21 protein-coding genes are annotated in these 23,060 nt (G+C 40.1%); 6 read left to right on the plus strand and 15 right to left on the minus strand.

The genetic code is table 11. The features are described 5' to 3' along the window. Positions 1-142: 142 nt before the first annotated feature. Genes AWW67_RS00440 through AWW67_RS00450 form a run of 3 tightly spaced genes read right to left on the minus strand, consistent with a single transcriptional unit; the run spans position 143 to position 3,642 of the window. Entirely contained in the window at positions 143-898 is a 756-nt protein-coding gene (locus AWW67_RS00440; RefSeq protein WP_221404877.1) for a succinate dehydrogenase/fumarate reductase iron-sulfur subunit, read from the minus strand. 46 nt (positions 899-944) lie between these two features. Next, positions 945-2,954 carry a fumarate reductase/succinate dehydrogenase flavoprotein subunit gene (locus AWW67_RS00445; RefSeq protein WP_053223781.1) on the minus strand — a complete coding sequence of 670 codons (2,010 nt, stop codon included), beginning with the start codon at positions 2,952-2,954 and terminating at the stop codon, positions 945-947. 13 nt (positions 2,955-2,967) lie between these two features. Beyond that, complete coding sequence (locus tag AWW67_RS00450) at positions 2,968-3,642, minus strand: succinate dehydrogenase cytochrome b subunit (protein ID WP_062299447.1); 675 nt, start codon at positions 3,640-3,642, stop codon at positions 2,968-2,970. Positions 3,643-3,825: 183 nt separating this feature from the next. Here AWW67_RS00450 and AWW67_RS00455 point away from each other — a divergent pair, with 183 nt between their 5' ends. The 4 genes from AWW67_RS00455 (at position 3,826) to AWW67_RS00470 (ending at position 8,968) form a co-directional block, all read left to right on the plus strand. After that, on the plus strand, positions 3,826-6,678 hold the full coding sequence (locus AWW67_RS00455) for a T9SS type B sorting domain-containing protein (RefSeq protein ID WP_062299449.1): 2,853 nt from the start codon (positions 3,826-3,828) through the stop codon (positions 6,676-6,678). A gap of 39 nt (positions 6,679-6,717) precedes the next feature. Further along, complete coding sequence (locus AWW67_RS00460) at positions 6,718-7,134, plus strand: thiol-disulfide oxidoreductase DCC family protein (RefSeq protein WP_053223778.1); 417 nt, start codon at positions 6,718-6,720, stop codon at positions 7,132-7,134. An 81-nt stretch (positions 7,135-7,215) separates the two neighbouring features. Continuing rightward, on the plus strand, positions 7,216-8,088 hold the full coding sequence (fabD, locus tag AWW67_RS00465) for an ACP S-malonyltransferase (RefSeq protein ID WP_062299600.1): 873 nt from the start codon (positions 7,216-7,218) through the stop codon (positions 8,086-8,088). Positions 8,089-8,242: 154 nt separating this feature from the next. Beyond that, entirely contained in the window at positions 8,243-8,968 is a 726-nt protein-coding gene (locus AWW67_RS00470; protein WP_141655342.1) for a hypothetical protein, read from the plus strand. A 33-nt stretch (positions 8,969-9,001) separates the two neighbouring features. Here the strand turns inward: AWW67_RS00470 and folK are convergent, their stop codons facing one another. Then, complete coding sequence (gene folK, locus AWW67_RS00475) at positions 9,002-9,493, minus strand: 2-amino-4-hydroxy-6-hydroxymethyldihydropteridine diphosphokinase (RefSeq protein WP_176699972.1); 492 nt, start codon at positions 9,491-9,493, stop codon at positions 9,002-9,004. 75 nt (positions 9,494-9,568) lie between these two features. Between folK and bioB the strand changes: the two genes are divergently transcribed. Then, entirely contained in the window at positions 9,569-10,672 is a 1,104-nt protein-coding gene (bioB, locus tag AWW67_RS00480; RefSeq protein WP_062299453.1) for a biotin synthase BioB, read from the plus strand. Between the two features lie 64 nt (positions 10,673-10,736). Here bioB and AWW67_RS00485 read toward each other — a convergent pair whose 3' ends face one another. From AWW67_RS00485 to AWW67_RS00515, 7 genes are all read right to left on the minus strand, one after another. Continuing rightward, complete coding sequence (locus AWW67_RS00485) at positions 10,737-11,321, minus strand: outer membrane beta-barrel protein (RefSeq protein ID WP_062299456.1); 585 nt, start codon at positions 11,319-11,321, stop codon at positions 10,737-10,739. 31 nt (positions 11,322-11,352) lie between these two features. Further along, entirely contained in the window at positions 11,353-12,243 is an 891-nt protein-coding gene (locus AWW67_RS00490; RefSeq protein WP_062299457.1) for a flavin reductase family protein, read from the minus strand. A gap of 64 nt (positions 12,244-12,307) precedes the next feature. Then, a complete protein-coding gene (locus tag AWW67_RS00495; protein ID WP_062299459.1) occupies positions 12,308-12,706 on the minus strand; it encodes a DoxX family protein in 399 nt (132 codons plus the stop codon). 63 nt (positions 12,707-12,769) lie between these two features. Continuing rightward, a complete protein-coding gene (gene fahA / locus AWW67_RS00500; RefSeq protein WP_053223770.1) occupies positions 12,770-14,041 on the minus strand; it encodes a fumarylacetoacetase in 1,272 nt (423 codons plus the stop codon). A gap of 13 nt (positions 14,042-14,054) precedes the next feature. Next, a complete protein-coding gene (gene hppD, locus AWW67_RS00505) occupies positions 14,055-15,194 on the minus strand; it encodes a 4-hydroxyphenylpyruvate dioxygenase (RefSeq protein ID WP_062299460.1) in 1,140 nt (379 codons plus the stop codon). 7 nt (positions 15,195-15,201) lie between these two features. Then, positions 15,202-16,362, minus strand: coding sequence for a homogentisate 1,2-dioxygenase (locus tag AWW67_RS00510; protein WP_062299462.1), 1,161 nt, complete (start codon positions 16,360-16,362; stop codon positions 15,202-15,204). A 48-nt stretch (positions 16,363-16,410) separates the two neighbouring features. Then, on the minus strand, positions 16,411-17,637 hold the full coding sequence (locus tag AWW67_RS00515) for a Glu/Leu/Phe/Val dehydrogenase dimerization domain-containing protein (protein ID WP_062299464.1): 1,227 nt from the start codon (positions 17,635-17,637) through the stop codon (positions 16,411-16,413). A 176-nt stretch (positions 17,638-17,813) separates the two neighbouring features. Here AWW67_RS00515 and AWW67_RS00520 point away from each other — a divergent pair, with 176 nt between their 5' ends. After that, the gene (locus AWW67_RS00520; RefSeq protein WP_053223766.1) at positions 17,814-18,272 is read left to right on the plus strand and encodes an Lrp/AsnC family transcriptional regulator; all 459 of its coding nucleotides are present in this window, start codon (positions 17,814-17,816) and stop codon (positions 18,270-18,272) included. Positions 18,273-18,296: 24 nt separating this feature from the next. Here AWW67_RS00520 and hemN read toward each other — a convergent pair whose 3' ends face one another. The 4 genes from hemN to AWW67_RS00540 are packed head-to-tail and all read right to left on the minus strand — an operon-like array spanning position 18,297 to position 23,005. Further along, a complete protein-coding gene (hemN, locus tag AWW67_RS00525; RefSeq protein ID WP_062299465.1) occupies positions 18,297-19,640 on the minus strand; it encodes an oxygen-independent coproporphyrinogen III oxidase in 1,344 nt (447 codons plus the stop codon). Next, positions 19,633-19,803, minus strand: coding sequence for a cbb3-type cytochrome oxidase assembly protein CcoS (ccoS, locus tag AWW67_RS00530; RefSeq protein ID WP_053223764.1), 171 nt, complete (start codon positions 19,801-19,803; stop codon positions 19,633-19,635). Before ccoS ends, hemN begins: the two co-directional genes overlap by 8 nt. A gap of 2 nt (positions 19,804-19,805) precedes the next feature. Continuing rightward, positions 19,806-22,217, minus strand: a complete 2,412-nt coding sequence (locus AWW67_RS00535; protein WP_062299467.1) for a heavy metal translocating P-type ATPase — start codon at positions 22,215-22,217, stop codon at positions 19,806-19,808. After that, entirely contained in the window at positions 22,214-23,005 is a 792-nt protein-coding gene (locus AWW67_RS00540; protein WP_062299468.1) for a hypothetical protein, read from the minus strand. The genes AWW67_RS00535 and AWW67_RS00540 overlap by 4 nt, the downstream gene beginning before the upstream one ends. Positions 23,006-23,060: the final 55 nt, after the last annotated feature.

Genomic DNA, 23,060 nt, shown 5'->3' on the forward strand with positions numbered 1-23,060 from the left:
GATTTAAACTATTGCTACTCATAAAGAGAAATGTAATGGTTAGGAGTTATTTAAAACTATTGCAGGGTTGACTCCATGTGTGCCCAACAAAAATCCCCAGCCTATTGCTAGACTGGGGATTGATTATTAAGTCAAATTATTTTTACTTTTTATCAGCTGTAAAGCTGGCACTCAAGTATTCACGGTTCATACGTGCTATATTATCTAAGCTAATTCCTTTAGGACATTCCACTTCGCATGCTCCTGTGTTAGAGCAGTTACCAAAACCTTCATCATCCATTTGTTGCACCATATTGAGTACACGCTCTTTAGCTTCTACTTTACCTTGAGGAAGTAGTGCGAACTGCGATACTTTGGCAGAAACAAATAGCATGGCCGAAGAGTTTTTGCAAGAAGCTACACAGGCTCCACAGCCAATACAAGTAGCTGCATCAAAAGCCTTATCTGCATCTGCTTTTGGAATTGGAATAGCGTTAGCATCTTGAGTGTTTCCTGAAGTGTTCACACTCACAAAACCACCAGCCGCCATTATGCGATCAAAAGCACCTCTGTCTACTACCAAATCCTTAATTACAGGGAATGCTTTAGCTCTCCATGGCTCGATGTATATCGTTTCACCATTTTTAAACTCACGCATATGCAATTGGCAAGTAGTGATTTCTCTACCCGGCCCATGAGCTTCTCCATTAATATACATTGAGCAGCTACCACAAATACCCTCTCTACAGTCATGATCAAAAGCAACTGGGTCTCCCCCTTCGTTGATCAATTTTTCATTGAGAATATCCATCATTTCAAGGAAAGAGCTATCTGGCGAAATATCAGATACCTGATAGGTTTCCATTTGGCCTTTCACTTTATCGTTCTTTTGTCTCCAAACTTTCAGTGTAAGATTCAATCCGTTTGCTGTTGACATATTTTCTGATTCTTAAATTCTCAATTAATTATTTGTATGAACGGGTCTTGAGCTCGATGTTCTCGTAGTTTAAAGGCTCTTTATGCAACACAGCATCTGCTGGTTCTCCTTTATACTCCCAAGCCGAAACATGCGTAAAGTGTTCATCATCACGCATGGCTTCACCTTCTTCAGTGCTATATTCTTCACGATAATGACCTCCGCAAGATTCTTCTCTCAAAAGGGCATCTCTAGCAAACAGCTCACCCAATTCAAGGAAATCGGCCACACGACCTGCTTTCTCTAATTCAGGGTTCATACTATCAGCACTACCCGGCACTTTTACTTCTTTCCAGAATTCCTCACGGATTTCTTTGATTTCAGCAATTGCTTCGGTTAAGCCTTTGGCGTTTCTGGCCATACCTACTTTGTTCCACATTACTTTACCCAAGCGCTTGTGGAAGTAGTCTACCGATTTTGTTCCTTTATTATTGATAAAGAAATTAATTCTATCGGTTACCTCTTTTTCTGCCGCTACAAACTCTGGTAAGTCGGTAGAAATTTCACCTGTTCTAATATCGTTGGCTAAATAATCACCAATCGTGTATGGCAATACAAAGTAACCATCGGCCAAACCTTGCATTAGAGCAGAAGCTCCAAGTCGGTTGGCACCGTGATCTGAGAAGTTTGCCTCACCTATAGCATAGCAACCTTCAATCGTGGTCATTAAGTTATAATCAACCCAAACACCGCCCATGGTATAGTGCACGGCTGGGTAAATTTTCATTGGTGTTTTGTATGGATCATCGGCAGTAATCTTCTCATACATTTGGAAAAGGTTGCCGTATTTCTTTTCAATTATATCAACTCCTAACTCTCTGATTTTGGCTTCAGATGCATTATGGATATGTTGAATATTCGCTTGTTCTTTTCCGTAACGCATAATTGCAGAAGAGAAATCCAAGTAAACTGCCTCACCCGTTTCGTTTGTTCCTACACCATAACCCGCATCACAACGTTCTTTCGCTGCTCTTGAGGCTACATCTCTTGGCACTAGGTTACCGAATGACGGGTACCTTCTTTCTAAGTAGTAATCTCTATCTTCTTCAGCAATCTGTGTTGGTTTCAATTTACCAGCTCGAATGGCTTCAGCATCTTCTTTCTTTTTCGGAACCCAAATTCTCCCATCGTTTCTCAACGATTCTGACATCAATGTAAGCTTAGACTGCTGATCTCCGTGTTGAGGAATACAAGTAGGGTGAATTTGAGTATAGCAAGGGTTAGCAAAGAACGCCCCTTTTTTGTGTACTTTCCAGCCTGCCGAAACGTTTGACCCCATTGCATTGGTAGAAAGGAAAAATACGTTTCCGTAACCACCTGATGCAATAACCACAGCATGAGCAGAATGTCTTTCGATTTCTCCTGTCACTAAGTTTCTAGCAATAATACCTCTGGCTTTTCCGTCTACTTTCACAATGTCCAACATCTCATGACGGTTGTACATTTTGATTTTTCCTTTACCAATTTGGCGCGACATGGCTGAATAGCAACCCAAAAGCAATTGTTGACCTGTTTGCCCTTTGGCGTAGAATGTTCTTGAAACTTGAACGCCACCAAAAGATCGGTTATCAAGCAACCCTCCGTAATCTCTTGCAAAAGGAACACCTTGGGCCACACATTGGTCAATAATATTGGCAGAAACTTCTGCTAAACGATATACGTTGGCTTCTCTCGATCTGTAATCGCCTCCTTTAACGGTATCGTAAAACAATCGGTAAGTAGAGTCACCATCGCCTTGATAGTTTTTAGCTGCATTAATACCACCCTGAGCTGCAATAGAGTGCGCTCTTCTAGGTGAATCTTGGTAGCAGAATGCTTTTACATTGTAACCCAACTCGGCCAAACTTGCAGCAGCAGAACCACCAGCAAGTCCCGTTCCTACCACGATTACATCAATAGCACGTTTGTTCGCAGGGTTTACAAGCTTAATATGATTTTTATAGTTAGTCCATTTGTCTTGAATAGGACCTTCTGGAATCTTTGAATCTAATTTCGTCATGGCTACTTATGAATTAAAGAGCAGTTAGATGATGATACAGCGCAATGAAAATAAAACCCGCAGGAATTATGATAGCGTATAGCGTACCCAATTTTTTAATGGCAGGCGTGTACTTGCTATGCCTTGCTCCTACAGACTGAAATGCCGATTGGAAACCGTGCATTAAGTGAAGAGACAAAAACACGAAACTTAAAGCGTATAATCCTACTCTCAGAGGGTCATGGAATTTCTCTACCATTTCGCCAAAGTATCTTGTAGAGTCTTCTGGCAACACCTCGATATATTTATGCGATATTTCCGGAATCCAGAAATCGTAGAAGTGAAGACACAAAAAGAGTAAAATCACAAAACCTGAGTAAATCATGTTTCTCGAAAACCATGTAGAGTTTTCGCTTCCTTTGTTCATAGCATACTTAATAGCACGTGCATTTCTGTTTTTGATCTCCAAAACAAACCCCATTACGAAGTGATAAATCACACCGAAAATAAGTACGGGCTGAAGAGCGAACTGCACCAACACGTTAGTTCCCATGAAATGAGAAATTTCATTAAAAGTTTTTTCACTCAGTACTGAGGTAAAATTGATAATGAAGTGTTGAAGTAAGAAGATAACTAGAAAAAGGGCTGAGAGTGCCATGGCAAACTTTCTGCCTATGGAACTCGTAAAGGTTTGTTTTAACCAGCTCATTAATTTATTAAAGATTAAATTTGGTAGCCAAAGTTAAGTTTGCAATCGTTAGTAATCAAATGGCTCTTTTATTTGAATACATTCTAAATTAGAAACTCGCGGGGTAAACAGATTGTAAAGTTTTTTTGTTTAGAAGTATAAGTAATTATTGATATTGCGTTAATACAGAAACCAAAGTATTGCATGGGGTTACAGAGAAAAACATTCCTTATCATTTCGTTTTTATTATTAGCCTGTGTTCAAGCTTGGGCTACTCACATAAGGGCAGGTGAAATCACAGCGGTTAGAATTTCACAAACAAGCCTTAAATTCAGGTTCACCATAGTTGTTTATTCTGATACTGGCTCTCCAATACAAGTTGCCGATGGTGGTATTATCAATTTTGGCCAAGGCAGAACCATAGGATCTTTACAAGGAGGAAACCGCCAAACAATTGAAGACGCTTCAGTCAACTTTGAAGAAAGGTCTATTGGCAATGAGACTGCCATGACAATAATAGAAATTGAACATACTTTTGATGGGCCAGGAGTTTATGTGGTTAGTTACACTGAGCAAAACCGGAACGATGGTATTCTGAATATCAATGGAGGAAGCTCTAAGCAAGTCCCTTTTCATATTGAAACAGTACTGAGAATTGACCCAGGATTGGATGTTAATGCTACCCCCCAATTAACTATTCCACCAATCGACCGAGGATGTATTGGTGCTAGGTTCACACATAATCCGGGAGCATATGACCCCGATGGAGATAGTCTTGCTTACAGAATGGTAAACCTATTGCAAGACAGAGGCGTGGAAGTTAGTGGTTATGTACCATTGAATGACCCTTCGATAACAACATTAAGAGAGGATGGAGGAAGTCCTGCCAAATTCGAAATCGATCCGATTACAGGCACGTTTACTTGGGATGCTCCCATGGTTGCGGGAGAATACAACGCTGCCTTTATAGTTGAGGAATGGCGCTTTTCAGAAGTTACAGGGAAGTATGAATTACTAGGCTATGTAACTCGTGATATGCAGATTCTGATTGAAGACTGCGACAATGAAAGACCAGAATTAGAAATACCAGCCGACACTTGTATTGAAGCAGGCGCCATTTTAGAGGCTATGATTAGAGGAACAGACCCTGACAATAATAAAGTATTGGTAGAAGCATTTGGCGGTGTTTTCGATTTAAACCCAAATGCCGCGCAGTTTACCCCTGAACCATCATTCAGGCAACAACCAGCCGAACATACTTTTAGCTGGCAAACCGACATTTCTCATGTAAGAAGAAGACCTTACGAAATTCAATTTAAAGTGTCAGACCAACCAACAGACCCTGATGCTCCTTCGCTAACAGAATTTGCCACTTGGTATGTAACAGTTGTTGCGCCAGCGCCTACGGGCTTAAATTCTGCAATTGCCAATGCCCGCTCTATTCAGCTAACATGGGATGACTACATTGGAAGAAACTATAACCCAGTAATGAAAATATACAGGAGAGTCGACAGTTTCGACTTCGACCCTGAAAACTGTAACCTCGGAATACCTGATGGGTCGGGCTATGAATTAATAGACCAAGTGCCTATCAATCAAACCAATTATGTCGACACAAATGATGTAAGACCTGGTGTGAATTATTGTTATAGAATTGTAGCAGAATTTCCGCTTCCAAAGGGCGGAACAAGTTATGCTTCTATAGAAACCTGTGCACTAATACCCTTGGATGTACCTGCAATTACAAATATTTCCGTAGAAGAAACGGACATTACAAATGGAGAAATGTTTGTAAAGTGGACATCACCTCTCGAAATAGACCAAGTGCTTTTCCCTCCTCCATTTAGGTATGAATTAATTAGATACCAAGGATTTACCGGAACTGCCGGACGGACATTAGTGACATCAACTACCGATACAACTTATACTGACACAGGACTGAACACGCAAGAAATTCCGTATCATTATCAAGTTCGTTTTTACGATTCTGGTGATAACTTAATCGATAGCTCTTCTGTAGCATCTTCAGTTTGGCTTAGTGCTTTAGGTTTGGTTCAAGCCGTTGAGTTGAAATGGGAGGCCAATGTACCTTGGACGAATAAAGTACAGGAGTACCCCTATCACTATATTATGCGAAACCGTACCGATGCTGCGGCCACTGATGAGAATAATTTTGTGCTAATTGATAGTGTTAAAGTAACCAATAGTGGATTTATCTATTTTGACGATGGCAGTTTTAATAATACTCCTTTATTTGACGATCGAGAGTACTGCTATATTGTAACCACACAAGGAAGCTATGGGAATGACCTTATTCCTTCACCATTGATTAACGATTCTCAAAAACTATGTATTCAGCCTAATGACAACGTAGCGCCTGAAGAACCAGAAATAGAGATTCCAGATGGTGCAGAAGAAATTGACGGCTTAATTGTATTAGATAGCCCTAACTGTGGCAACTTGGAAAATCTTGGGTGTGCATTCAGTAATTTCTCTAATACACTCACATGGACAGCCGATGACATTGATGGAGACATAGCCAGTTATAATATTTACTTCTCGCCTTCAGGTGCCGAAGGAACATTCACTTTGGTCGGAAATTCAAGAGACGCTAGCTTTACACATACGGGGCTTAGTTCATATAAAGGTTGCTATAGAGTAAGCTCTGTAGACCGATCTAACAATGAAAGTAGCTTAAGTGCACCTATATGTTTTGACAACTGCCCTAATTATGAATTACCAAACACCTTCACTCCAAATGGTGATGGCCTTAACGATACCTTCAGGGCTTTTGACAGACCAAATGGAAAATGTCCTCGTTTTGTAAAAAACATTGAATTTAAAGTTTTCAACCGTTGGGGTGGACAAGAGATTTATAGTTACAGTACTCAAAGCGCAGTTGAGCCTAATTATTTTATTGATTGGGATGGAAGAGACAATAGTGGTAAAGAATTACCGGAAGGCACCTATTACTATCAAGCGATAGTTACATTCGATGTCTTCAATCCTAAAAAAGAGACCATGGAATTTAAAAACTGGGTCAAAATTGTAAGGTAATCGCTGAAACTTTAATAGACTTCAAACTGTCTCATTAGTATGCAAACCTCTTCAGAAAATAAAACTCATGATATTTTGCTCTTTGATGGCGTTTGTAACCTCTGTAATAGCTCTGTCAATTTTATAATTGACAGAGACCCTAAAAAGCATTTTAAGTTTGCTGCACTTCAATCCGATTTTGGCCAATCAAAGTTGAAAGAGCTGGGATTTAATCAAGAAGAATTCGACAGTTTGGTATTGCTCAGCAAAGGTAAGGTTTATCGAAAAAGTTCAGCCGCACTGCGCATTGCCAAAAAGCTGAATGGGCTATGGCCATTGCTCTATATTTTCATTCTCATTCCTCCTTTTATCCGACATGGCATTTATGACATTATCGGCAAAAACCGGTATAAATGGTTCGGAAAGCAGGATTCCTGCCGAATGCCTACTCCTGAATTAAAGCAAAGGTTTATTTAAACCTAGCTGCTTAATTACCTCAACTTTTGGTTGACAAGCAAAGTAGAATTAGTTTTGCCTTCTCAAAAAATCAGATCATTCATGAATGCATATGTTTTTCCTGGTCAAGGAGCCCAATTCCCTGGAATGGCCAAAGACCTTTATAACTCTTCAGAAAAAGCCAAAGCACTGTTAGAATCTGCTAACGAAATACTTGGTTTTAGAATTACCGATATTATGTTTGACGGTACGGCTGAAGAGCTGAAAGAGACCAAAGTAACGCAACCAGCTGTTTTTTTACACTCTGTTGTATTGGCGCTTATTTCGGATGATTTTAAGCCAGATATGGTGGCAGGTCACTCTTTAGGCGAATTTTCTGCCTTAGTTGCCAATGGCGTCTTATCGTTCGAAGATGGACTAAAGCTTGTTTCGCAAAGGGCCTTAGCAATGCAGAAGGCTTGTGAAATTAACCCTTCCACCATGGCCGCTATTCTTGGTTTAGAAGACGAAAAAGTTGAAGAAATATGTGCGTCAATAGACGAAGTAGTGGTAGCCGCAAACTACAACTGCCCTGGTCAATTGGTAATTTCAGGTTCACATAAAGGAATTGAACTTGCCTGTATTGCTGCCCTTGAAGCAGGGGCAAAAAGAGCACTCCCACTTCCTGTTGGAGGAGCATTCCACTCTCCATTAATGGAACCCGCTCGTGAAGAGTTAGAGAAAGCGATAGACGCAACGCAGTTTAACCCAGCTAAGTGCCCTATCTATCAAAATGTAACAGCAAAAGCCTCTTCTGACCTCAACGAAATCAAAGAGAATCTAAAAATTCAACTGACTGCACCAGTACGTTGGACCCAATCTGTACAAGCTATGGTAGCTGATGGAGCTACTCACTTTACAGAATCTGGTCCAGGAAAAGTGCTTCAAGGTTTGGTGAAAAAAATCCACAGAGAAGCCGAGGTGTCAAGCATTTAGTAAAACACACCATAAAAGCTTTAGAGCCATATAAAAGCCTTCATTATGGTAATGAAGGCTTTTATCGTTTAAACACCTGTGCGTCAAATACTTTCCAAAGCCAATGCTTTTGTTTAGATTAGATAAGAAATCACAATATCTAAATATTACGGCCATGTCAAAGTATTTACTAACGCTCTCAATTATATGTTTATCGTTTGGCGCTAATGCGCAATACACATCAGAAGTTAAGGCCGTACAGATTCAAAACACGCTGATTTCACAACAAAATGCCGCACTAAAAGGTCAGAAACTAATTGGAATGACACTGTATGATTTAGATTTTGAAAGAAGTCCACTAGTCTACCCAAATTGGCAACTAGGTGCAATTAACTTTAAAACAGATCAGCGGGCCGATTCTATGCTGTTAAATATCGATGCTAGTATAAATGCATTGGTTTTCAAGCTTAGTAAAGAATACAATCCATTTAGAATTGACAATGATGAAATAGCGGGCTTTATTCTATATGGCTCAGAAAACAGGTTTTTTGCAAGAAAATATACGAGTGATTTTAAGGAGTTAAAAAATGAACTTTCGTTTTTCGAAATACTATTTGAAAATGAGAACTTTTCTTTAATAAAACAGGAAACGAAGCGAATTGTACCTGCTGATAGTCAACTAAGATACACCTCTGTTCCTGAAGACAAATACAGGGTAGAAGTCAATTATTTTTTCAGAAAAGGTACAAACTTATATGAGGACATCCCCCTTAATAAGAAAGGTTTTAAAACGATGGCCTCGGACAAGCAATACGATCAAATTCAAGACTTCGTGAAAAAGAACAAACTCAAATGGGGCGATGAGTCCGATATGATTAAAGTGTTTAAGGAGTTCTTTTAAAGACTTTACCTGTTTTCAAACCAGATTTATGTATTAAACCTCGGCCTGAAAAACTTCGGCCCTTAAATTATCTGGGCAATCCTTCAGCATTTCCAATTGCGTTTTACCACTAATAGGATGTTTGAAATTTGGAGCTAATTCAACCAAAGGAGCTAAAGTAAATCTTCTATTCTGAATTTCAGGATGAGGAATTTTCAACCTTGGTTTATCCACCACCATATCACGATAATAGAGAATATCAATATCGATTAAGCGCTGCGCCCACTTTTCATTCCGCACTCGCCCCATTAAGCCTTCAATAATATTGATGATAATCAATATGCGTTCGGGGTTTTTATCGCTATCTACAATCACCACTTGATTTAAAAAACTAGGTTGATCTTCAATGCCCCAAGCAGCCGTCTCATAAATAGACGATTCCTTCTTGATCGTTAATTGATGAGCAGTCAGTTGCTCTTTCGCTATCTGTAAGTTATTTTCTCGATCGCCCAAATTGGTACCCAACAATAAGTAGATGTCGCCCATAGCTGGCAAATATACTATTTGCTTATTGGAGTTGATAGTGAACCTCCTTAATTTGCCAACTCATAAATTTGCAGAATGAGCGAAATCAGAAACGACTGGACGAAAGAGGAGATTATTGAAATATACAACAAGCCTTTGCTTGAATTAGTATATGAGGCCGCAACAGTTCATAGAAAATACCATAACCCAAGAGAAGTACAGATCAGTACTTTACTTTCTATCAAAACGGGTGGTTGCCCAGAGGATTGTGCTTATTGCCCACAGGCAGCGCGTTACCACACAGATATTGAAACCAATGATTTGATGACCGTAAGCCAAGTAAAAGCTCAAGCTTTAAGGGCCAAAGCTACGGGGTCGTCAAGGGTATGTATGGGGGCAGCTTGGAGAAATGTGGAAGACGGGCCAGAGTTTGAGCAAGTGCTTGACATGGTACGCACCATCAATACATTAGACATGGAGGTGTGTTGCACCTTAGGAATGCTTACCGAAAACCAAGCACAACGCTTAGCCGAAGCAGGTCTATATGCCTATAACCACAACCTTGATTCTTCAGAAGAATATTATAAAGAAATTATTTCGTCTAGAGGTTTTGACGACCGTTTGCAAACATTAAAAAATGTGCGAAAAACGAATGTTACTGTTTGTTCTGGTGGAATTATAGGTATGGGCGAATCCATTGAGGACAGAGCAGGAATGCTCATCGCTCTGGCTTCGTTGAGTCCACAGCCAGAGTCAGTTCCAATTAACGCGTTGGTTGCAGTAGAAGGCACTCCCTTAGAAGAACAGGAAGTAATTCCTATTTGGGATATGATTAGAATGGTAGCAACGACTAGAATTGTATTGCCATCAACCACGGTTCGTCTTTCTGCGGGAAGAACAGAAATGAGCAAAGAAGGTCAGGCTTTCTGTTTCTTGGCTGGAGCTGGTTCTATTTTCGCTGGTGATAAATTATTAACTACTCCTAATCCTGATGTAAATGAGGACATGGAACTGTTTAATATTTTAGGATTAACTCCAATGAAGCCTTATGCCAAAGGGGCTAAACCAACCCCTGTAAACCCTGATGAAATGACGCCATCGGATGCTGAAAAGGCTAAATGGTCGCGGCCAGGACACAGAATTGAAAAGAACGTTGAGGCCACTAAAAAGGCCAACAAAAAAAGGAAGGAAGCTTTATAGCCTCCTTCCTTTTCACTTTTATTCCCTAAGTGAAGCTTAGGATTTATTTCAAATCAATACTCGTTTAGAACAACTTGAATCCAACAGCGAATACCCATTGGTTCATGCGCTGGTCAACATTGAAGCCTTGACCTTCTTCTGCAAAGCTATCTAAGCTGCCTTCATATTTAAGATCAAATACGAATTTCAATAAATCAATACCCAAACCTGCTTGGTAACCTACAGTTGAATCTTTATAGTTATTTTTCACATCGGTGGTTACACCAGCTAAATCAGACTCTGCACTGGTCAAGAACCTAAACGCAGGACCTGCATTGATTCTAAGCGGACCAATTTTACCCCCTACCATTACGGGTACATCAATTCTGTTAAAAGAAAAATCAACATCATCTGTGCCATTATTCAAAGTTGCGCTTGAATTGCTGAAGAGTAATTCTGGCTGAACATAAATACCCACCACAGGCACCTTTACTCTTAAAAAAGCTCCGAATTGGTAGCCAAATTCACCATCACCTTCTTTAATAGCAGTAGCGTTATCTTTAAGCGATATTTTTGTAGAGGTAAGTGCCACTCTAGGGCCAAAATTTACCTGTGCGGAAACGCTGTATACCATAGTCAGCATTAACCCCATTATTAAAAACTTTTTCATTTTCAGTTATTTATAGTTTTAGATTATAGATTCAATTGGTTTGTAAAAGTGTCAACCATGCATTTTCCAATTCATTTTTCCTCAAAAAGTCTTGTGCCATGGTGTGCAAATGATACTCCATAGACTCAGGGTCATTCTTGAAACGTAATTTTATTTCTTCTATTTCAGATCGAGTACCAAAAGCCGAAACGGAATCAGCGTCAGGAAGTTTTTCAATATTCCCTAAACGTCCCAAATTATTGCCCGAAAGTACTACACTATTTCGGATTACCGCAGGAATTTGATCGTATCCAATCCCTAAATTTTTATTTGGTTTTGGCAATTCGAAAAGAGCATCTCCATTGGCGCGGCAATACCAGTCTCCGCCCATTCTACCTACCAAATCAGTTTTCACAGGGTCGGGCATTCCATTTTCGTTCAGAATTTCTTCTTTCAAATGCATTAAAACTACCTCGCAAATAATGAGGTTACCCGCTCCGCCTTCTTCACCCAAAGAAATCACTTCATTTACCTTGCATTCATAGGCAGCAATCGACTCGGCTACTCTAGGCGGTTTTACCATTTCAGAATCTAAAGCAGTAAGTCCAGATTTAATAAATTCATTCACCCCTTGTGCATACTCCGTGCTCGCCAACGACATTTGCTCTACGATATCATAGCTCACAATATTGATCACTACTTCCTTTGTTTCAAGCGCGTTTTCAAGCGTATGCTTTGTAGTATTGTCTCGTACCCTTCTTGCCGGAGAAAAAACCAAAATTGGCGGATTAGCACTGAATACATTAAAAAAACTGAAGGGACTTAAATTCACATTTCCAGTTTGATCTACCGTACTGGCAAAAGCAATAGGTCGCGGACCAATGGTGCCCAACATCAAACCATGTAGTTTTCCTGTTGGAATTTCTTTAGGGTCGATTCTCATTCGTATTGAATTCTAAAAGTTTGATTCGTTCTTTAGAAGGACAACTTATTAACAGATGTCGCCTCTATTTGTTTGGTAAATACTTGGCCTTGATTTCTGAAAAATTAACTAAAAGTATAGCAGTGCAGCTTACAAAAACAACAATGGCTAGCATAAATAAATATCCTCCATCTCCTTGCACTTCGACACCTAGCTTTGTTAAATGAAAAAAGATAGCGCCTGAAATAGTACCTAATCCTAAAAGCGCTCCTAACTCGTAGCGGTTTGTCAGTAAAAAGACACCTGCTATTAATTCCACAAAGCCTGTGAGGTATCTGCCCCAAGGTTCCATGCCTACTTGTTTGAAAATATAAATGGATTCTTCTGCCCCAGAAAATTTAAAAAATAAGGTCTGAAGCATAATTAAAGCCGCCAAAAGCCTAAGGATCCACGATACAATCTTCTTTGATTTCTTGTTTTTCATGTTGTCTAATTTCGTTAAAAATAACCGAATTCGACTTCCTTACGCTTATGGCGGCTATTAGTTCTATTTAGCAGGCAATACCAAAGCACTCACTTCGCCAAAACCAACACGAACTCCATCCTTTTCAGCATGACCGCGCATGATTACAGTATCGCCATCATTGATGAATTTGCGCTGTGTTCCATCCTTCAGGGTAACTGGTTTTTCACCTCGCCAAGTAATTTCAAGCATTGATCCGAATTCTTCTGGTTTTGGACCAGAAATAGTTCCCGAACCGTACATATCTCCTACTTGAAGATTACAGCCGTTACCGGTATGGTGTGCCACTTGCTGACTCACATTCCAATACATGTATTTATAATTGGAATTGCTCACTACAGTTTCTTCTGCACCCTCTGGTTTTAAGGCCACTTGCAATTTCACATCATAATGTAAATCACCTTCGGTTTTAAGATAAGGCAAAACTTCAGGGTTTTGCTTTGGACCAGCTACTCTGAATGGTTCTAGGGCATCCATCGTGACGATCCAGGGTGAAACGTGCGATGCAAAATTCTTAGCCAAGAAAGGCCCTAACGGCACGTATTCCCATTTCTGAATATCTCTTGCCGACCAATCATTCAACAACACGAAACCAAAAATATGGTCTGGTGCCGCTTTGGTCGAAACGGGGTCGCCAAGTGGGTTTTCTTTGCAAGTAATAAAGGCCATTTCCAATTCGAAATCGAGCAAACGACAAGGGCCGAAAGATGGCATTTCAGCATCATCGGCTTTGGTTTGCCCTTTTGGACGATGGAATTCGGTACCTGAAACTACGATACTTGAAGCCCTACCATGATAAGCCACTGGTAAATGTTTCCAGTTGGGCATAAGAGCGTTTTCGGGGCCACGGAACATCGTTCCTACATTAAATGCATGTTGCTCTGAAGAATAGAAATCTGTATAGTTCGGTACCTGAACTGGCATGAGCATTTCTACTTCTTCTTTTGGAATTAATGCCAACTCACGGGCGGCTACGTTGTCGCGAAGTTCTTCATTGCTTTGCTCCAAAAGCTCAGAAATTCGGTTGCGCACCTCGCTCGTTTTTTTCTTCCCTAAAGCAATAAAAGCGTTTAAAAAAGTTTGATTGAAAACGCCAGCAGGAAGGCCAAGCCCATCGAAATAGCCGTTTTCGTGTAAATAAGTTAAATCCAAAACGTAATCGCCAATGGCCACTCCGGCACCCGGCTGTAAGTACTCCGTTTTGAATATACCGAAAGGTAAATTTTGTATTGGGAAGTCTGAATCTTTGGCCACTTCTACCCAAGATTGAAGTGACGGATTATTAGCTTTAATCATATTTTCTCAAAAATTATAGCGTTCCTCTTAATGCTTGCTCGTGCTCAATAGATTCGAATAAGGCTTTAAAATTACCTTTACCGAAAGATTGTGCTCCTTTTCTCTGGATAATCTCGAAGAACATGGTTGGCCTGTCCAACACAGGTTTTGTGAAAATCTGAAGCAGATAACCTTCATCATCCCTGTCAATCAGGATGTTCATTTCCTTCAATGGCTCTAAATCCTCGTCAATTTCTCCCACACGCTCTAAAATATTATCGTAATATACTTCAGGCACATAAAGGAATTCAACACCACGGCTTCTTAAATCACGCACTGTTTCGATAATGTTGTTGGTCGCCACGGCAATGTGCTGTACTCCTGCCCCATTATAAAAGTCGATGTATTCTTCGATCTGAGATTTTTTCCTTCCTTCGGCTGGTTCGTTAATTGGGAATTTAATTCTACCCGTACCATTGCTCATCACCTTACTCATTAAGGCCGTGTATTCGGTAGAAATATCTTTATCATCGAAAGAAACCAATTGTGCAAAGCCCATTACTTTGGCGTAGAACTCACACCATTTGTTCATTTCGCCCCAACCTACATTACCTACCATGTGGTCGATGTATTTAAGACCAGTTGGTGCTGGGTTATAATCGGTTTTCCATGCCTTAAAGCCCGGCAAAAACACTCCGTTATAGTTACTTCTTTCTACAAAAATATGGATGGTTTCACCGTAAGTATGAATTCCAGAACGAACTACATAACCGTGCTCGTCTTCTGTTTTTTCAGGCTTCATAAAAGATTCAGCTCCGCGAGAAGTCGTTTCTTCCCAAGCTTTCGTGGCATCTTCCACCCAAAGGGCAATTACTTTTACACCATCACCATGCTTGTTGATGTGTTCGTTAATTGGGCCGTCTTTTTTTAAAGGTGAAGTAAGCACTAACCGAATTTTGTCTTGTTGAAGCACATATGAAACGGTGTCTTTATTACCAGTTTCCAAACCAGAATATGCCACCGACTGAAACCCAAATGCGGTTTTATAGAAGTGTGCCGACTGTTTTGCGTTGCCCACGTAAAGTTCAACATAATCGGTTCCATTGATTGGAAGGAAGTCTTTTGCTTCTTTAAATATTTTTTCTCCAGGGTAATTTGCGTTCTCTGTTGCCATGATTTTGTTATTCTTCTAACCAAGATTTATGATAATCTTTTACTAATAATTTCATTGCGGCTTCGGTTACTTTTAAAGGTTTAAAAGTATCGACCATTACCGCCAATTCTTGAGTTTCTGTTTTACCCAAGCTTCTTTCCATTGCTCCAGGGTGCGGTCCGTGAGGAATTCCCGCAGGGTGCAATGTGATTTGTCCTTTCTCTATATTATTACGACTCATAAAATCGCCATCAACGTAATAAAGCACTTCGTCTGAGTCGATATTGCTATGATTGTAGGGCGCTGGCACCGATTCTGGGTGGTAATCGTAGAGCCTAGGCACAAAGGAGCACACCACAAAAGCATCGGTTTCGAAAGTTTGGTGTACTGGTGGTGGCTGATGCACGCGACCGGTAATTGGCTCAAAATCGTGAATTGAAAAGGCATAAGGGAAATTATACCCATCCCAGCCAACTACATCAAAAGGGTGCGTGGCATACACGTATTCGTGAATCATGCCTTGCTTTTTCACCTTAATAATAAAGTCGCCCTTTTCATCATGTGTCTCTAAATTCTGTGGTCTTCTAATGTCCCTTTCGCAAAAAGGTGAATGTTCTAAAAGCTGACCAAACCAGTTGCGGTAGCGCTTTGGTGTATAAATTGGTCGATGTGATTCTACTATGAACAAGCGGTTTTTCTCATCATCAAATTCGATTTGATAAATCATTCCGCGCGGCACCATCAGGTAATCACCATAGCTAAACTCTAAAGTTCCCAGCAATGTGCGTAGCCTTCCTGTTCCTTGATGGATAAAAATCAATTCATCACAATCGGAGTTTTTATAAAAATAATCCTTTTGCGATTTTGTAGGCGAAGCCAGAATAATCTCGCAATCGCTGTTCACCAAAACTGGCGTACGGCTTTCTAGGTAATCTGCTTTTGGTTCTACCGAAAAGCCCTTCAAACCAAGTGAAAGCATATTTTTTTCCACTGCAATTTTGGGCGAAACATCGTAAGAACGAAGTACCTCCTTGACCTGAGTAGGCCGGTGAACATGGTAGAGCAATGACGACATTCCGTCAAAACCTACGGTTCCGAAAAGCTGCTCGTAATAATAGCCACCATCTTCCTTTTTAAAAGTAGTGTGGCGTTTATGCGGGATTTTTCCCAATTGATGATAAAACGGCATAATGCTTTGTTTTTATTTGGTGCCTCAACGCATCGAGGCTTAATCACATTAAACTAGTTGCTTAAGAGAATTCTCCAAGGCTCTTTTCGAAATGCCTGTTTTTGCTGGAGAAAGATCATGTACTTTCTGCAATGCATTTCGAATAATATTGGCAGTATCCTCAAAAATTGCCTCATCTGTTAAGGCAACTCCGCCCTGCATAAGATACGCAAAAACACGCGCCATTCCACAGTTAGCAATAAAATCTGGCAGTACCGATAGATTCTCGTCTGCAAACAAACCTGTTGGGCCAAAGAAAATTTCAGGGTCGTTGAACGGTACATTTGCACCACATGAAATTACTTCAAGCTTTGATTCTATCATTCGATCTACCTGCGCTCTAGTGATTAGTCGAGAAGCAGCAGCAGGAACAAAAACTTCAAAATCTAAACCCCAAATTTCTTCATTGATTTGATCGAAAGGAATCATCTCTTTTGCAACAAGCTGGTTGCCCTTTCTGTTTAAGAAAAAGGCTTTGATCTCTTCTAAAGAAAAACCTTCTTGTTTCATTACTCCCCCTTCACGGTCAATAATACCGACCACTTTCACTCCCATTTGAGCTAAATAGTAACCCGCTGCAGCACCCACATTTCCCCAGCCTTGAATTACAGCTCTTTTCTCTTTGTAGTCGCCACCCCAAATTTGGTAGTAGCTACGAATGGCCTCTGCTACCCCGTAGCCGGTAATCATATCGGCTACTTTGTATTTTCTGCTCAAATCAGGCGTGTACTCTGGGTTTTCAATTACCTTAATTACCCCATTTCTAAGCTGACCAATTCTGTTGATTTTTTGTGCTTCTGTTGGCTTAAAATGACCATTAAAAACGCCTTCTTGTGGATGCCAGATGCCTACTTCTTCGGTCATGGCAATTACTTCATGAATTTCATCCACGTTTAAATCACCCCCAGTTCCATAATAGAATTTCAAAAGTGGGCTTACCGCAGCAAACCATCTTTTCAGAACCCCTTCTTTTCTTGGGTCTTGTGGGTCGAAGTTGATGCCTGATTTTGCACCACCAATGGCTGGGCCAGAAATGGTGAATTTCACTTCCATAGTTTTGGCAAGCGATTCTACCTCTCTTTTATTTAACCCAACGCGCATTCGGGTTCCGCCACCGGCAGCTCCTCCACGCAATGAATTGATCACTACCCAACCTTCGGCTTCTGTTTCAGAATCTTTCCACTCAAAAACGATTTCCGGTCTCTTATTTTCAAATTTCGCTAATAGCGCTTCCATATCTCTGTTTTACTAAAGTCAAATACTACCAAATCTACATTTTACCTCTCCTCTAAAATACCTTTCACCCAAAATAAATTTAATATTAAGATGATTCGAATTTATTTTAATCACTCAATAGAGGATTATACTTTAAAACAACTCAAAAACGAGTATCTTTAGGAAATTCCACTTTGATGAAATTAGACGCTACCGACATTCGCATCTTAGAGATTCTACAAGAAGATGCCCGTATCACTACAAAAGCCCTTGCCGATCAGCTCAACCTTTCTACTACTCCTGTCTTCGAGCGAATTAAACGTTTGGAAAGAGAAGGGGTTATTCGAAAATATGCGGCCTTACTCGATGGCAAAAAACTAGACTTAATGCTCACGGCTTTTATTTCTATTTCGCTTACGAAACACAGCCGTATGTACTTAGAAAAATTCGTGAATGAAATAAAAGCCTACCCCGAAGTTATGGAATGCTACCACATTGCTGGCAACTTCGATTTTCTTTTAAAAGTAGTGGTGAAAAGTATGGAATCATACGAAACCTTTATCCTCACCAAACTTTCTACCACCGCAAATTTAGGACAAGTACAAAGCTCTTTTGTGCTCTCCAAAAACATTCATACTACGGCATTTAGCTTCTAAGCAAACCGTAGATCAATTGAAAACTTACACCGCCTGACTAAACAGTTTATTCCCGCTTTGTGGTTCATAATAGTCATCGAAAAGGGCACAGATATTTCTGAGAAACATCATGCCTTTTTTGGTTACTTGGTAGTTGAGGCAGAAGCGCTCAATTAAACCTTCATCTGCCATTTGATTGAATGCTGTATATTTTTCAGAATTAAGTTCGAGCACATGGCGCATTTGAATGCGGGCACTGCAGGCAATATCCAGAATCAATTGTTTAGCTTCCATTTCAGGGACGGTAATCAAATGGCCTTTGAACATTGGAAGTTCCCCAGCCTCAACTTTTGCTCTGTAGCCTTCCACAGACTTCACATTTTGCGCATATGCCACGCCAATATCTGATATTGAAGATACTCCCAAACCAATCATGAAATTAGTTCTAGATTCGGTATAGCCCATAAAATTACGATGCAGTCTTCCTTTACTTCTGGCTTGGCAAAGCGGATCTTCAGGCAAAGCAAAATGATCCATCCCTATGGCTTGATACCCCATATCTAGCAACAAGGCCTGACCAAGCATATTCAACTTGTGCTTTTCTTCTCCCTGTGGAATATTTTCTTCAGAATAAGCCCTTTGGCCTGGTTTTACCCAAGGCACATGCGCATAACTATAAAAAGCAATGCGATCGGGCATAAAGGTTTTTACTACATCCATGGTTTGCTTGATACCATAAATGGTTTGAAAAGGGAGGCCGTAAATCAGGTCGAAATTCACAGAAGTATATCCAATTTCTCTGGCTGCTTTGGTTACTTTTTCAATATTCTCTAACGGCTGTAGTCGATTGATTGCCTTTTGTACTTTGAAATCTACATCCTGTACACCATAACTGACACGGGTAAATCCGACTTCGTAAAGCGCTACCAAATGTTCGTAAGTGGTATTGTTTGGGTGGCCTTCAAAACTGAATTGATAATCGGGGTGCACATCTACCGTATCGAGGATGGACTCCATTAAGTACCGTAAGTTTTCAGGAGAGAAAAACGTTGGAGTTCCTCCGCCTAAATGTATTTCTCTTACCAGTGGTTTTTCACCAAAAAGGTCTAAGTATAACTTCCACTCTTTAAGTAAGGATTCGATATAAGGTAATTCTACCTTATGATTGATGGTAATACGCGTATTGCAGCCACAGTATGTACAAAGTGATTCGCAATAAGGTAAGTGAAGATATAGACTTATTCCTTCTTCTTTTGTTTGCTGAAAAGAAGCTTTCAACCACCCTTTATATTCCTCAAGTTGAAAAGAGTTTACATCCCAAGCCGGCACTGTTGGGTAACTGGTGTATCTTGGAACTGGCACATCGTATTTCTTCACTAAATCAATCATTTTTGGCCTCCTTTTCTTTTTTCACGCGGTCTTCAAATAGCATTCTCACTGAAGGTGAATAGGTATCATCGAACTGCCCAGATTTAACTGCCCAGAAAAAGGCGGTTAAAAACGCAATAGCGACAACCAAACTGACCAATATGAGCACGAGAATGACCGACATATTTATTTAAGTTTTATTTTTTTAGAAATCAGATTCACGGAAACAGTGGTGAAAACCACTACCGAAATACTACTTAAAGGCATAAGAATGGCAGCAAAAAGAGGGGTTAACTCTCCGGCTACTGCTAAACTAATTCCAACACAGTTATAAAGTAAAGACAAGATAAAACTGGCCACTACCACTTTTCGGCCTTCATGCGCCAGCTTAATGAATTTATTCAAGTCCATTAAGTTTGATGCCTTTAAAATGGCATCACTAGCGGGTGAAAAGAGCGATACATCTTCGGTAATGGCTATACCTACCTTGCTTTGCTGCAGAGCACCCGCATCGTTAAGGCCATCACCCAGCATAATTACTGCATTACCCGTAGTTTGAATTTCTTTAATGGCCTTTAGCTTATCTTCTGGGCTTTGATTAAAGCGCAAGACGGAACCTTCTGGGAACATCGACTCAAGACGTTCGGCTTCTTTATTATTGTCGCCAGAGAGCACCTGAAACTTGAACTTACCCTTCAAAGCATCAAGCAAGTTGGTTAAGCCTTTTCTATAAGTAGCCTCAAAACTGAAGTAGCCCTTATAATCGCCTCCAATGCTTACATGCACTTGGGTAGCATTATTTATATTACTTTTTTCTACACCTAAAAACTTTGCAGAACCCACTTTTATGGTTAAGCCACTTACGACAGCGATAAAGCCTTTGCCTTCTATTTCTTCAAAAGACTCAATGGTATAATCAAAGCCTTTAACTTCAGTAAACTGCTTTATCCATCTACTCAATGGATGTGTACTACTGGCCACCGCAGTATTGATTAACGCCTTTTCAGCTTCGGAAAGTGCTGGCCCACAGAATTTCAAAGCCTCTCCTTGCGTTTCGGTAATCGTTCCCGTTTTATCGAATACGATTGTGTTGGTGGCATTCAACTTTTCAATCACATCTGCATTTTTTAGGTAGAAATGATTTCTTCCAAAAACACGCATAACGCTGCCCACAGTAAATGGGGTAGAAAGTGCTAATGCACAAGGGCAGGCAATAATGAGCACCGCAGTAAATACCAACCAAGTTTGACTTGGGTCAGTCTGCTGCCAGTAGATGGCTGAAAAAACTGCTATTAAAAGCACGACTACTGTGAAGTATCTACTTACTTTATCAATAAGCTTGGTATGGGTTTCCTTCTCACCAAAAGCATCATTGTTCCACAGTTGAGTAAGGTAACTCTGCGAAACTTCTTTCTGAATAACAAAGCGAACCTGCTTACCTACTTGCCTTCCGCCAGCATAAACATAATCACCTTTTTTACGCGCCACAGGTACGGATTCACCCGTTACAAAGCTGTAATCTATTGAAGCGTAATCATCTATTAAAATAGCATCGGCAGGAAGCACTTCGCCATTTCGAAGCAATACTTCATCGCCTTTTTTCAGTTCTTTTACAGGCACTGGCGCAAAAGCATCATCAATCCTTTTTTGAACCGCCAAAGGAAAATAGGATTGATAATCGCGATCGAAGGAAAGGGCTGCATAAGTTTTGCTTTGGAACCATTTCCCTATCAAAAGGAAAAACACCAAACCTACGAGTGAATCGAAATAGCCTGGGCCTACATCGGCAATTACCTCATAGGTACTTCGAACAAAAAGTGCCAACAGACCTATGGCTATAGGCACATCAATATTCGCAAATTTTTGCTTCGCACTCTTTAGAGCAGAAGTAAAGTATTCGCTCCCCGAGTAAAAAACTACGGGTAAGGAAAGCACTAAGCTTAAATACCTAAAGAAACTACTATACTCTTCTTCAACCCCAGCAATACCCAAGTAATCGGGAAAGCTAAGTAGCATTACATTACCGAAACAGAAACCAGCAATCCCCATTTTGATGAGCAATTGCTTATCGAAAGCTTTCTGTGGTTTTTTAGATTCATCGGCATCTTTCAGGTTAATCTGCGGACCATATCCAATTGAATCGAGCATTTCGGCCAATTGGCGAAGGCTCATTTCATCTGACTTATAATTGACTGTGAGTTTTTTCGAAGAGAAATTAATGACAGAATCTAAAACAGCAGGATTCAGCCGATCCAAATTTTCTAACAACCAAATACATGAACTGCAATGTACATTTGGTATGTACAAAGTAACTTTCTGAAAGCCTTCACCTTCAAAATCGAGCACTTCTCTTTTGATTGATTCATTGTCTAAGTAATCGAAGATGGAATGCTCGGCTTTATCTTTTACCGTAAACCCTGGCGTGTTTTCCATACTGTAATAATCACACAGATCGTTACTGCTTAGAATTTCATAAACAGTTTTACAGCCATTACAACAAAAGCTATGTTCATCATAGGTCAGTTTGCCCTCTAGGCAATCTTCTCCACAGTGATAACACTTGGTTTCATTTTTCACTATAGTGCTTACGGAATTCACTTCTTATAGATGAATAAAGGCGAACTTTTCGCTGTACAATCAGCAATTGTTTTTGGGCAGGCCAATATTTCTTCTCCCAAATTAGTGCCTGTCAGAATAAGAGCTCTATCGGTGTCTGCATTAAGCTCATTAAAAAATTCATTAATTGGCTCATCAACCATCAGCTGCATTCCAATATTAGGAAAAGCCATTTTCAGATAATCGACAAAAAACTTTTCGTTTTCAGTTTGTCCTTCGTCTTCAGGAAAGTTGAATAATACCGAAAGGGGAAGTTCGGTCAAATCAGGTTTGAAAATTTTAAGGAAGTCCTTTACAATGTATAGCGAATGGTGTTCGGGCTCGTGCACCATAATTAAACGATTTACTGTGGCATTTTTTGGCAATATTAAAACCGGACAATTCACTTTATGAACCAACTCTATTAATTCGCACCAGTCGTTCTGGTTTACAAAAATAGATGAGTCAATAATGAACAAATCAGCTACACCCGAAAGACCTGCCAAAGTACCATCATTAAGCTCAGATTTAAACGCCTCTACATTTAGGGTATTCGAAATATTCAGGTTCTCAACTTTCAGTTCGAATTCTACTTTTTTCAATAGGTCAAAAGTCTGAATAGAGCTATTTCTGTTCGTTGTAGCCGCAATCAGCTCATTGCCTACCCCCTCATCTACACATAAGAAAGTGAAAAAATATTCATTCTGAGGATTAAGAAAAGCACTTACCCTCTGATAAAGTGCTCCTAAATCACTTTGAATTCCCGCCCCGATTAAAATCTTCTGTTTCAAAACCTTTAATTCAGATTACCACTGAAACAAAGGTAGATTTAAGGAGCTGAGATTG

Source organism: Roseivirga seohaensis (assembly GCF_001592945.1).
GTDB classification, from domain to species: domain Bacteria; phylum Bacteroidota; class Bacteroidia; order Cytophagales; family Cyclobacteriaceae; genus Roseivirga; species Roseivirga seohaensis.